General features: G+C 66.5%; 9 protein-coding genes and 1 pseudogene. 4 read left to right on the top strand and 6 right to left on the bottom strand.

Annotation, left to right across the window (positions count from 1 at the left end; translation table 11 throughout):
- Positions 1-21: 21 nt before the first annotated feature.
- The 4 genes and pseudogenes from H7A13_11990 (at position 22) to H7A13_11975 (ending at position 3,406) form a co-directional block, all read left to right on the top strand.
- Complete coding sequence (locus H7A13_11990) at positions 22-558, top strand: transposase (protein ID MCP5334056.1); 537 nt, start codon at positions 22-24, stop codon at positions 556-558.
- Positions 559-775: 217 nt separating this feature from the next.
- The gene (locus H7A13_11985; protein MCP5334055.1) at positions 776-1,357 is read left to right on the top strand and encodes a MarR family transcriptional regulator; all 582 of its coding nucleotides are present in this window, start codon (positions 776-778) and stop codon (positions 1,355-1,357) included.
- A pseudogene (locus H7A13_11980) lies at positions 1,354-1,814 on the top strand (DNA-binding protein). The gene H7A13_11985 and the pseudogene H7A13_11980 overlap by 4 nt, the downstream one beginning before the upstream one ends.
- Positions 1,815-1,981: 167 nt before the next feature.
- Positions 1,982-3,406, top strand: coding sequence for an SAM-dependent DNA methyltransferase (locus H7A13_11975; GenBank protein MCP5334054.1), 1,425 nt, complete (start codon positions 1,982-1,984; stop codon positions 3,404-3,406).
- Between the two features lie 42 nt (positions 3,407-3,448).
- Here the strand turns inward: H7A13_11975 and H7A13_11970 are convergent, their stop codons facing one another.
- From H7A13_11970 to fliF, 6 genes are read right to left on the bottom strand one after another with little or no spacing between them, the layout of a single operon-like run.
- Positions 3,449-4,354, bottom strand: a complete 906-nt coding sequence (locus tag H7A13_11970) for an alpha/beta hydrolase (protein MCP5334053.1) — start codon at positions 4,352-4,354, stop codon at positions 3,449-3,451.
- 23 nt (positions 4,355-4,377) lie between these two features.
- Positions 4,378-4,827, bottom strand: coding sequence for a flagellar export protein FliJ (gene fliJ, locus H7A13_11965; GenBank protein MCP5334052.1), 450 nt, complete (start codon positions 4,825-4,827; stop codon positions 4,378-4,380).
- Positions 4,824-6,173 (bottom strand): flagellar protein export ATPase FliI, encoded by a 1,350-nt coding sequence (gene fliI, locus H7A13_11960; protein MCP5334051.1) that lies wholly within the window; start codon positions 6,171-6,173, stop codon positions 4,824-4,826. The genes fliJ and fliI overlap by 4 nt, the downstream gene beginning before the upstream one ends.
- Positions 6,170-6,853 (bottom strand): hypothetical protein, encoded by a 684-nt coding sequence (locus tag H7A13_11955; protein ID MCP5334050.1) that lies wholly within the window; start codon positions 6,851-6,853, stop codon positions 6,170-6,172. Before H7A13_11955 ends, fliI begins: the two co-directional genes overlap by 4 nt.
- Positions 6,853-7,866 carry a flagellar motor switch protein FliG gene (gene fliG, locus H7A13_11950; GenBank protein ID MCP5334049.1) on the bottom strand — a complete coding sequence of 338 codons (1,014 nt, stop codon included), beginning with the start codon at positions 7,864-7,866 and terminating at the stop codon, positions 6,853-6,855. Before fliG ends, H7A13_11955 begins: the two co-directional genes overlap by 1 nt.
- A complete protein-coding gene (gene fliF, locus H7A13_11945) occupies positions 7,859-9,577 on the bottom strand; it encodes a flagellar M-ring protein FliF (GenBank protein MCP5334048.1) in 1,719 nt (572 codons plus the stop codon). Before fliF ends, fliG begins: the two co-directional genes overlap by 8 nt.
- Between the last annotated feature and the right edge of the window lie 55 nt (positions 9,578-9,632).

Below are 9,632 nucleotides of genomic sequence, written 5' to 3'. Positions count from 1 at the left end.
CGGTCATTCCGGAGGCGTCCCGTGTCTCATTACCGGCGTAGCCTCGTCAGCGGCGGCACCTTTTTCTTCACGGTAACCTTGGCCGACCGCCGCAGCCGTGCGCTGGTGGAACACATCGGCCGGTTGCGGCGCGCTTACGGCATCACTCAATCCCGCCATCCGTTCCACACAGTCGCGATTTGCGTATTGCCGGATCACCTGCATGCCATCTGGCGCCTGCCGGAGGGCGACGCCGATTTCGGTGGGCGCTGGGGGGCCATCAAGCGGCTGTTTTCGACGGGGCTCGATGCCGCGGCTGATCGCTCGGCAAGCAAGCAGGCCAAACGCGAAAAGGGCATCTGGCAGCGGCGCTTCTGGGAGCATCAGATTCGCGATGAAACGGATCTGAAGCGGCATGTGGATTACATCCACTTCAACCCGGTCAAGCACGCTCTGGTGGCGCGGGTGGCGGATTGGCCCTATTCGTCGTTTCACCGGCATGTGGCGAACGGGGATTTGCCCGCCGATTGGGCCGGAGTGAAACCGGACGCCGCCGGGCAGTTTGGTGAACCCGATTGAGCCTTTTGTGTGGGCACGCTGGGCTTTGCCCACCCTACGGGGTGGAAAACAGCGGTTCGTGCAGGACCACGCAGTGTCTGCAATGCCCCGCGTGGGCACGGCCTGGTGGCCTTTGCCCACCCTACGACCCGTCGGCGCTGTGTGCCTCGCGCCAAACCTTGATGGTTCATTTATTGGGAACTATAGTTCACCAATGATGAACGCAAGCGCCCTGCCCATCGAACACGCGCCGGCTCTGGCCGAAGCGCTGTTCACCACCACCCAGCAGCGTCTGCTGGCGCTGCTGTATGGCGAGCCGAGGCGCAGCTTTTACCTCAAGGAGTTGTTGCGCAAGACCGGCCTGGGCGTGGCGACCGTCAAGCGCGAGCTGGACCGGATGGTCGAGGCCGGTTTGCTCACCCGCACCGTGATCGGCAACCAGCACCACTATCAGGCGAATCCGGCCTGCCCGATCCATGACGAGCTGGCCGCCATCGTGCGCAAGACGCTCGGCGCTCCCAGCGCCATCCGCGCGGCGCTGGGGCCGTTGACCGATCGCATTGCGCGCGCGTTCATCTTCGGCTCCTTCGCCGCCGGGAAGGACCGGCCGGGCAGCGACATCGACCTGCTGGTGATCGGCGATGTTTCGCTGGCGGAGTTGGTACGTGCGCTTTACCCCCTACAGGAAGCGCTGACGCGCGAAATCAACCCAAAGCTCTACCGGCCGGACGAGTGGGCGCAACGGGTGGCGAGTGAAGACGCTTTTGTGCGCGAGCTGCTGGGCAGGCCGCGCATCGAGCTGATCGGGGAGGCCGCATGACGCTGGACAATCTGGTCGGCCGAACGCTGGAGCGCATCGAGCCGGACCCGGCTGCGATTGCGCGACTGCTGCGCGCCGCCGAGCGCAATCTGGCCGATGCGGGCGTGGACCGCATCAGCGCCGAAAACCGCTTCGACGCCGCCTACAAGGCGATCATGCAGCTCGCCAATGCCGCCTTGCAGGCCAACGGCTACCGCACCCTGACCAGCCGCCCCGGACACCACATGACCATGATCCAGACGCCGGGCCGCACCATCGGGCTGGACCCGGACCGCATCATCACGCTCGACGCCTTGCCAAGCAGCGCAACGTGGCCGATTACGCGGGCGATGTGGTGCCGGAAAGCGCCGTGGAGCAGTGCATCGCCAGCGCGCGCGATCTGCGTGATGAAGTGCGCGCCTGGCTGAAGCGCCATCAGCCGGCGCTGCTGAACGAGTGGCAACGCAGCGGCAGATGATGGCGGACGGACCGCAAGCTCGACGCTCCGCGTGGGCACGGCCTTCGGCCTTTGCCCACCCTACATCTACTACATCCACATCGTCGGCAGCTTCGCTCTCGTAGGGTGGGCAAAGCGCAGCGTGCCCACGTGAACAATCGAATTTCGCGACAGGAAACACCCCCGCAATGACCAACGAACAACTCGTCTCCAAGGTGTGGAACTACGCGCACGTGCTGCGCGACCAGGGCATCTCCTACGGCGACTACGTGGAGCAGATCACCTATCTGCTGTTCCTGAAGATGGACGCCGAGCGCGAGGACCTGCTGGGCGAGGCCTCGGCCATTCCGCCGCAGTGGCGCTGGGCGCAGATCGCCGCTGCCGATGGCGACGCGCTGGAGTTGCAGTACCGCCACACGCTGGAGGCGCTGGGCCGCGAGGACGGGCTGATCGGCACCATCTTCCGCAAGGCGCAGAACAAGCTCTCCGACCCGGCCAAGCTCAAGCGGCTTGTCAGCCTGATCGACCGCGAAGGGCCGTGGATCGGCCTCGGCGTGGACGTGAAGGGCGAGATCTACGAGGGCCTGCTGGAGAAGAACGCCGCCGAGGTGAAGTCCGGCGCCGGGCAGTACTTCACGCCGCGGCCGGTGATCGAGGCCATCGTGCGCTGCGTGAATCCGACGGTGGGCGAGACCGTCTGCGATCCGGCCTGCGGCACCGGCGGCTCTCTGCTCGCCGCCTACGACCACATGAAGACGCAGACCCAGGACCGGCAGCGGCTGCACGCGCTGCGCCACACGGCCTTCAAGGGCGTGGACATCGTGGATGAGGTGGTGCGCCTGTGCGCGATGAACCTCTACCTGCACGGCATCGGCAACGGCGGCAGCCCGGTGGTGCAGGGCGATGCCCTGGCCGGCGATGATGGCCGGCGCTTCGACGTGGTGCTGACCAATCCGCCGTTCGGCAAGAAATCGAGCTACACGGTGGTGGGCGAGGACGGCGCGGTGACCACCGAGCGCGAGCACTACGAGCGCGAGGACTTCAAGTTCACCACGTCCAACAAGCAGTTCAACTTTTTGCAGCACATCATGACCATCCTCGACACCCACGGCCGCGCCGGCGTGGTGCTGCCGGACAACGTGCTGTTCGAGGCCGGCCGTGCCGGCGAGGGCATCCGCCGCCGGCTGCTGGAGGGCTTCAACTTCCACACCCTGCTGCGCCTGCCGACCGGCATCTGGTACAGCCCCGGGGTGAAGGCGAACGTGCTGTTCTTCGACAAGCGCCCGGCCTCGCGCGAGGCGCAGACGCGCGAGCTGTGGGTCTACGACTACCGCACCAACGTGCACAAGACGCTGAAGACCAAGCGCCTGGAGCGGGGCGATTTCGACGACTTCATCCGCTGCTTCCACGCGCGCCAGGAGACCGAGCGCTTCCGCCGCTTCGGCTACGCGGAACTCGCCCAGCGCGACAAGCTGAATCTCGACATCTTCTGGCTGAAGGACGACAGCCTGCCCGAGCCGGACGTGCTGGCGGCGGAGATCGTGGAGAACCTGGAGGCGGCGCTCACGCAGTTCCGCAGCGTGAGCCTGGAGCTGGCGGGGGAGGAGGGCTAAAACGCCTCTGCGCGCCGGATTGGAGTGCACTCCGGCGCTGCTTCATTCAGCAAGGTTCTTCCGCAGCCAGCCATCGACCAGCGCCGTGGCGGGGTAATCGGGATCGCCGAGCCGGCGGTTGATCTCCATGTGGCCACGCAAGCCAGTGCCGGCAAAACTGCCGTAGTCGACCGCGCTGCCCGCGGCGGCGAGCGCGCGGCCCAGTGCCTCGGTTTGCCGCACGGCGTCGGGACGCTGCACGTGCAGCAGCAAAAAGGCCGGCGCATTGGGCGCGGCGGCCTGGTGAGTGGGCGAAAGCGCCCACTGACGCGCCGGATCGCTGCCGAACACTTCGAGATAGGTCTGATGCATCATCGGCGCATCTTCCTGCAACTGCGCCGGCACGTCGTAAGCTGCACCGTCGTTGGCGATCACACCGCGGAGGTCGGCAAAGCCGAGCCCGGCCGACTTCAGATGGCGCTCGTCCGTGCCGACCAGGGCAACCAGATGCGCGCCGGCGCTGTGGCCAATCAGCACCACCCGGCGGCGATCGATGCCCAGTTCCGCCGCACGGTCGAGCAGCGCCCGCAGTGCGTGGGCGACATCCTCGGCCTGCTGCTCGACCGCGACGGCCGGCACCAGCCGGTAGTCGATCGAGGCATAGGCGTAACCCTGTTGCGTCAGATGCGCCGGCAGCCATCTGCTCGAGGCGTTGTCCTTGCTGCCGCGCTGCCAGCCGCCGCCGTGCACGAACATCACCAGCGGGGCGGGATGGCTGCGCTCCTGCGTCGTCCAGACATCGAGCCGTTGCAGCGCGTCGCGGCCATAGGCGATGCTCCGGGAGGCGGGTTCGCCGTGCCGGTCAGGAGGTGTATGGGAGTCGCTCGCTCCGTCATGCAGACGGGCATCGGCCGCGGTGACGGCCAGAAGGAGCAGGAGTGCGATCGAAAACGTGAGCTTCTTGCGCATCTTCTTCAACTCCCGGACTGGGGTCAGCGCTGCACCCGGTTGGCGATCACCCGCTGGGTGGCCATTTCGTCGAGTCGGTGCTGCTCTTTTTTGTTCGCCCGCAGCCGGGCCTGGCGGTCGGCCTCCTCGGCCAGTTGTTGCAGCCCCAGGCGGCGCAGTCTCAGTTCGCGCCAGCCGGCCTCGAGCGCCGCATGGTCGTTGCGGACGATCAGCAGTCGGCGCTCCTGCTGGCCGATGGCGACCTTGAGCCGATCGACGAAACCCTGGCGATTCTGCAGCATGAAGGCCGCTCCGGGCAGCGGGTAGTCGCCGGGCGTGGATGACAGGTAGTCGTCGAGGTAGCCGCGCAACTGGTCGAACCGCTGCTGCTCCTCGCGCAACTGACCGGCAGCCTGATTGAGTGCCAGCAGCGCCGTCTGTTCGCGCTCTTCGGCCAGCTTCACCACTGGCCAGATCGCCTTGCTGTTGATCATCGGCCGGCGGTTTCAGCGGTGTTGAACAGCTGTTCCAGTTCACCACTGCTGCTGGCCAGCGAGAAGCTTTCGTTCAATCCCTGACGCAGGTAGCCGCGCAGTTGCGGAATCAGCTGGATGGCCAGATCGGTGTCGGCATCGGCGCCGCGCTGGTAGGCGCCGATCTGGATCAGTTCACGGCTGCGCTGATAGGCCGAGTAGAGCTGCTTGAAGCGTTGCGCCTGGGCCAGTTGCCCGGCCGACACCACCTGCGGCTGCACCCGGCTGATCGAGGCTTCGATGTCGATGGCGGGATAGTGGCCCTCTTCGGCCAGCCGGCGGGCCAGCAGCACGTGGCCATCGAGAATCGCCCGCGCCGAGTCGGCCACCGGATCCTGGTCATCATCGCCCTCCATCAGCACGGTGTAGAAGGCGGTGATGGAGCCACCGCCCTGATCGCCATTGCCGGCACGTTCGACCAGCTCGGGCAGTTGGGCAAAGACCGAGGGCGGATAACCACGGGTGGCCGGCGGTTCACCGATGGCCAGCGCCACTTCGCGCTGCGCCTGGGCGAAGCGGGTCAGCGAGTCGAGCAGCAGCAGCACGTCGTGGCCCTGGTCACGAAAGTGTTCGGCGATGCGGGTGGCCAGCCGGGCGGCCCGCAGCCGCATCACCGGTGATTCGTCGGCCGGTGCGGCCACCACCACCGCGCGTGCCAGCCCTTCGGCGCCGAGGTTGTGTTCGATGAACTCCCGCACTTCACGGCCGCGCTCGCCCACCAGCCCCACGACGACGATCTGCGCGGTGGTGAAGCGGGTCATCATGCCGAGCAGGACGCTCTTGCCGACGCCGCTGCCGGCAAACAGCCCCATGCGCTGACCGCGGCCGACGGTCAGCAGGCCGTTGATGGCGCGGATGCCGACATCGAGTGGCTCGCGCACCGGCAATCGCCGCAGCGGGTTGATCATCGGTCCGGCAAAGGGGATGGTGTGGCTGCATTGCGGCGGTGGCAGGCCGTCGAGCGGGAGACCCAGTCCGTCGATCACCCGCCCGAGCAGCGCGTCGCCCACCTCGATGCGTGCCTCATCGCCACCGGGCAGCACGCGGGCGCCCGGTTTGAGTCCGCCGATGCGGCGCATCGGCATCAGAAACAGTTTGCCCTCGTCGAAACCGACCACCTCGGCTTCGATATGCTGTCCGTTGGCACTTTCGATCAGACAGCACTCCCCCAGCGCAGCACCGAGGCCGACCACTTCGAGCGTCAACCCCACCGAGCGCACCAGCCGACCCGACACCAGCGGACGCGGTGGCGAAGCGGTGTCGAGCGGATAGCGCGCGATCCGCTCCAGCAGCTGCGGCCTGGTCATGTCGAATCCACCGCCGGATCGATGAAGCGCTGCGCCGCGCTCAGCTCGCGGCCCAGCAGGTTTCTGACCAGTTCACGAAAGCGGTACTCAGTGGTGAAATCGATGCAGCTGTCGCGGCTTTCGATCCGGCAGCCGCCACGGCTGACGCCGGGATCGGCCTCGATGGTCAGCGGCAGTTTCTGCGGCAGCTTCAGCAGCAGCGCCTGCTCGTCGGGATGCAGCAGCAGGCTGACCTGCTCCGCGCCCTTCGGCAGTGCGGCAATGGCCTGGCGCACCACGCTCAGTACCGTCTCGCCCGAGCTCTTCAGTTCATGTTCGAGCAAGGCGCGGCTGATCTCGATGACCAGATTCAGCAGCGCGGTCTCGATCTCGGCTTCGCGCTCGGCCAGCGGATCGGCCAGATGGGCCAGCAGCCGGGTCAGGCGTGCTGCCTCGTTCTGCCAGATTTCGCGTCCGGCCCGCTCGCCCTCCTCGCGCCCCAGCGCGTAGCCGGCCGCATGGCCCTCGGCCTGGGCGGCCGCCTTCAGCGCCGCGACGCGCAGCGCCACCTGCTCTTCGACCTCGGCCTGCCGCGCGGCATCGGGCGAGCGAATCACCTCGCCACTTGAACTGATCTGCGGCGGCGCCCAGCGGTAGAGCTTGCGCACGCTCTCGACATCCAGCAGCAGACTCTTCGTCATCAGAGCATCTCCTCACCGCCGCCGGCACTGAGAATGATCGTCCCGGCATCGGCCAGACGCCGCGCCACGGCAAGAATCTCTTTCTGCGCGGCCTCGACCTCGCTGACCCGCACCGGCCCCTTGGCTTCGAGGTCATCGCGCAGCATGTCACCGGCACGCTTGGACATGTTGCCGAAGATCTTCTGCTTCAGCGCCTCGTCGGCGCCCTTCAGCGCCAGAATCAGGTTCTCGGAGGAGATCTCGCGCAGCAGCACCTGAATGCCGCTGTCGGCAATGCCGATCAGGTTGTCGAAGACGAACATCCGATCCTGGATGTTGTTGCTCATCTCTTCGTTCTCTTCGCGAATGCCCTCCATCACCTGCGCGGCAATCGAGCTGTCAAGGTTGTTGATGATCTCGGCCGCAGTCTTGACGCCACCCAGCGTTGCGCTCTGGGTACCGGCCCCGCCGGAGAACTGGCGCTCGAAGATCCGGTTCAGCTCCTGCAGCGCCTCGGGCTGCACGGTGTCGAGCCGGGCGACGCGCATCATGATGTCGAGCCGCACCTGTGGCGGAAAGTTGACCAGCACCTCGGCGGCATGGTCACCGTCGAGGTAGGCAATGACGATGGCCTGAATCTGCGGATGTTCGTAGCGGATCATCCCGGCCACCGAACGGGCATCCATCCACTTGAGGGTGTCGAGGCCGCTGGTGTTGCCGCCGATCAGGATGCGGTCGGCCAGACTCTTGGCCTTGTCCTCACCCAGCGCCGAGACCAGCATCTTGCGGATGTACTGGTCGTTGCCCACCCCGAGGCCAGTCAGGTCACCGGCCTCATCGACAAAACCATAGACCGCCTGCTCGACATCGCTGCGCGAGATGTTGTTCAGCTCGGCCATTGCCGCACCGACCCGCTGCACCTCCTTCGGCCCCATGTTTTTCAGCACGGCAGCGGCGTTCTCCTCACCGATGGTCATCAGCAGGATGGCGGCACGCTGGATCGGCCGCAGCGAAGAGTTGCCGCGCTCACTCACCGTCGTTCACCCACTTCTTGACCACCTGCGCCACCCGCCCCGGATCCTGCTGCACCAGTCCCTTGACCGCATCCAGTTGCTGCTCATAGCTCTTGCTGCCATCGAACGAGATCATCCGGCCCGGTTCGGTGATCGGCGCCGCCGTCTGCATCATCTCGCCGCCCTCTCCCATCACCACCGTGCCGGCCGGGTAGGCCACCAGCGTGGCAGGGCGCGTGCCCGAAAAGGCAGAGATGTTCTTCATCACCGGCCGCAGGATGGCAATGGCGATCAGCACGACAAAGAGCCCACCCAGCAGCTGTTTGGCCAGACTCCAGAACCAGGGCTCGCTCCAGAAAGCCACCGGCTCACCAGCCGGTTCGATTTCCCGTTTCACAAAGGAAGAGTTGACCACGCTCAGGGTGTCGCCGCGCGCGGCGTCATAGCCGGTCGCACCCTTGACCAGTTCGGTGAGCTTGCGCAGCTCCTCGTCGCTCCAGGCACGTCGCGGCACGGCGTTGGCCGCCTCCTTGCCCTCTGCCGCACCCTTTTTGGCACTGCCTTTCTTCGGCGGGGCGAGGTCGGGCAGATCGTCGACCACCACTGCGATCGACAGCCGGCGCACCTTGCCCACCTGTTGCCGGGTGTGGCTCAGCGTGCGGTCGAGCTCGTAGTTGCGGGTGGCCTGATTGCGGCTGCGGCCGGTTTCGGCACTGCTGGAAGCCGCTGCACCCGCTGCGGCCTCGGCCGGCAGCGGCGGAGTCGTCGGCCTGGCGGCCACCTCCGGCACGCTGACGGCACCGGGTGGCTGGTTGGAGAGCGCACCCGGCACCCCGCCCCGATCTCCGGCACCCCCCATCATCCGCTCGACCAGCGTCTGCTCGCTGCGCAGCGCCGGCGGGTCGGGCTGGTACTGCTCGCTGGTCTGCTCCTGTTCGGTGAAGTCGACATCGGCCGAGATCTCGGCGGTGAAGTGGTCATAGCCCACCAGCGGCTCAACCACGCGCCGCACCCGGCCGATCAGCGACTCCTCGATGCGGCGGACATGTTCGAGCTGCTTTCCGGCATCGGCCAGCGCACCCTCCTCCTCGTTGCGCGACAGCAGTCGTCCCTTCTGGTCGACCACCGAGACATCCTTGGCATCCAGATCGGCCACGCTGGAAGTGACCAGATTGACCATCGCGCTCACCTGATCCGGCGTCAGCGCATTGCCCGACTGCAACTCGACGAAAATCGAGGCGCGCGGCTTGTTGCCGCCACGCACGAAGGTGGTCGACTTGGGCAGCGCCAGATGCACCCGGGCACTGCGCACCGCGTACATGCCGGTGATGGTGCGGGCCAGTTCTCCTTCGAGGCTGCGCTGCAGGCGGGTCGCCTCCATGAACTGGCTGCTGCCGAATGGCGATTCATGGTCGAGCAGTTCGTAGCCCTGCGCGCGTTCGCCACCCAGGCCGGCGCCGGCCATCTTCATCTTGACGATCTGCATCTTGTCGGCAGGCACCAGCAGCGCCCCGCTCCTGGGATCGATGTGATAGGGAATCTTCTGCGCATCGAGCAGGCTCACCACCCGCGCGGCATCGGCGCCACCCAGCGCGGCGTCGAGCGGCATGTAGGGCTCCTCGCGCGACCAGAGCGCAACGGCCACACCGATGGCGACACTGGCGGCCAGCCCGACCAGCAGGCCGAATTGGCGCAGCAGTGGCAGATTGACCATGCCGGAGAGCAGGCCCATGCCACCGCTGTTCTGAGCTTGCGAAGCTGCCGGAAGCGTCTCCATATTCTTTCAA

This window comes from Pseudomonadales bacterium (assembly GCA_024234215.1).
Classification (GTDB): Bacteria; Pseudomonadota; Gammaproteobacteria; order Pseudomonadales; family UBA5862; genus JACKOQ01.
This window is presented reverse-complemented; position numbering and strand designations above follow the sequence as displayed.

Coding starts and splice junctions, on each gene's coding strand:
- H7A13_11975 (MCP5334054.1), top strand. CDS start 1,982: ATGACCAACGAACAACTCGTCTCCAAGGTGTGGAACTACGCGCACGTG.
- H7A13_11970 (MCP5334053.1), bottom strand. CDS start 4,354: ATGCGCAAGAAGCTCACGTTTTCGATCGCACTCCTGCTCCTTCTGGCC.
- fliJ (MCP5334052.1), bottom strand. CDS start 4,827: ATGATCAACAGCAAGGCGATCTGGCCAGTGGTGAAGCTGGCCGAAGAG.
- fliI (MCP5334051.1), bottom strand. CDS start 6,173: ATGACCAGGCCGCAGCTGCTGGAGCGGATCGCGCGCTATCCGCTCGAC.
- H7A13_11955 (MCP5334050.1), bottom strand. CDS start 6,853: ATGACGAAGAGTCTGCTGCTGGATGTCGAGAGCGTGCGCAAGCTCTAC.
- fliF (MCP5334048.1), bottom strand. CDS start 9,577: ATGGGCCTGCTCTCCGGCATGGTCAATCTGCCACTGCTGCGCCAATTC.